Annotated in this window: 1 protein-coding gene; it reads right to left on the bottom strand. The window is 54.0% G+C overall.

What is annotated here, in order from left to right; translation table 11 throughout:
• Window positions 1–1090: phosphopantetheine-binding protein (locus tag ACGF5R_RS24070; protein ID WP_387693139.1), on the bottom strand; the 1090-nt coding region annotated here is incomplete at both ends.

The raw sequence follows: 1090 nt of genomic DNA, 5'->3' as shown, positions 1-1090 counted from the left end.
TCACTGTCTGCTGGTAACTGCTTGCTTATGTAAGCAGCCAGGGCATTAAAGGTATTAAATTCAAACACCATACTGCTCGGAAAATGCCGGTTAAAAGTTCGGTTAATCGCATTAAGGATGTGCATCGCATTGACCGATGTCAGCCCCAGTTCACTAAAGGTGCCCACTTCCCGTATTTCGCCTTCATCCAGACCCAGAACGTCTGAAAATATGGCCAGTAAGCGTTGCTCTGTCTTTTCCAAATCTGCGCTACTGACATGGCGTTTCACCACATCGTTTACCACGAGATTATTTTCAACAACATTCTTCTCAACATCATGCTGAATCTGGCCTGCCTCAGGCAACGACGCCAGCCTTGTCTTATCTGCCGTCAATGTCTCCGTCATCTCACTGACCGGCCAACACCGTTTACGACGAAATGGATAAAGGGGCAATCCCGGCACCTTGTGTGGCCGGCCTGACGGATACAGGCATAACCAGTCCACCCGGTTACCCACAGCCCATAAGGCGCCTAACTTCTCACCATCAGCGGCAATCTGAGCGGCCTTCACCGCTGCCTCATCCACGGCTCTAGATTCCCGGGTATTGCCCCAGTAAACTGACAGCCCTTCAGGCGTCACCACCGTTTCGCCGCAGGCTCTCCCCTCTGATACTTGCAACTGCCAGTAATCCAGCGCGCGCAACAGGACTTCACGGTTTTTCACGTGCACTGAAAGACGAGCCGGCATAGCATCCCGACCCAGTTGCAGGGTTCCGGCTATTCTGGCCAGAGGTATCGAGGCTCGTTCCGCCAGCCATAAACGCCACTGCGCCACGTTCGCTTCCAGCCGCTCCACGGTCTGAGCAGATAATACAAACGTCACCGGACTATCGTCCTCACCGTGCCCATCTTGTGTTCTGTATTCTTCCACAACCAGGTGCGCATTGATGCCCCCGGCGCCATAACCGCTGATACCCGCCCTTCGGGGGACCGCCTTACCGTCAACCTCTGGAGCCTGCCAGACCGTCAGTTGCGACTGTAATTCAAAGGGCAAGGTTTCAAAGTTGATATTGGGATTCAGGGTGTCCGGTAGCCGTGTCGGCACGCGAA

This window comes from Photorhabdus sp. RM71S (assembly GCF_042879355.1).
GTDB lineage: Bacteria > Pseudomonadota > Gammaproteobacteria > Enterobacterales > Enterobacteriaceae > Photorhabdus > Photorhabdus kayaii.
The sequence above is the reverse complement of the archived record's forward strand: the minus strand, read 5'-3'. Positions and strand labels throughout refer to the sequence as shown.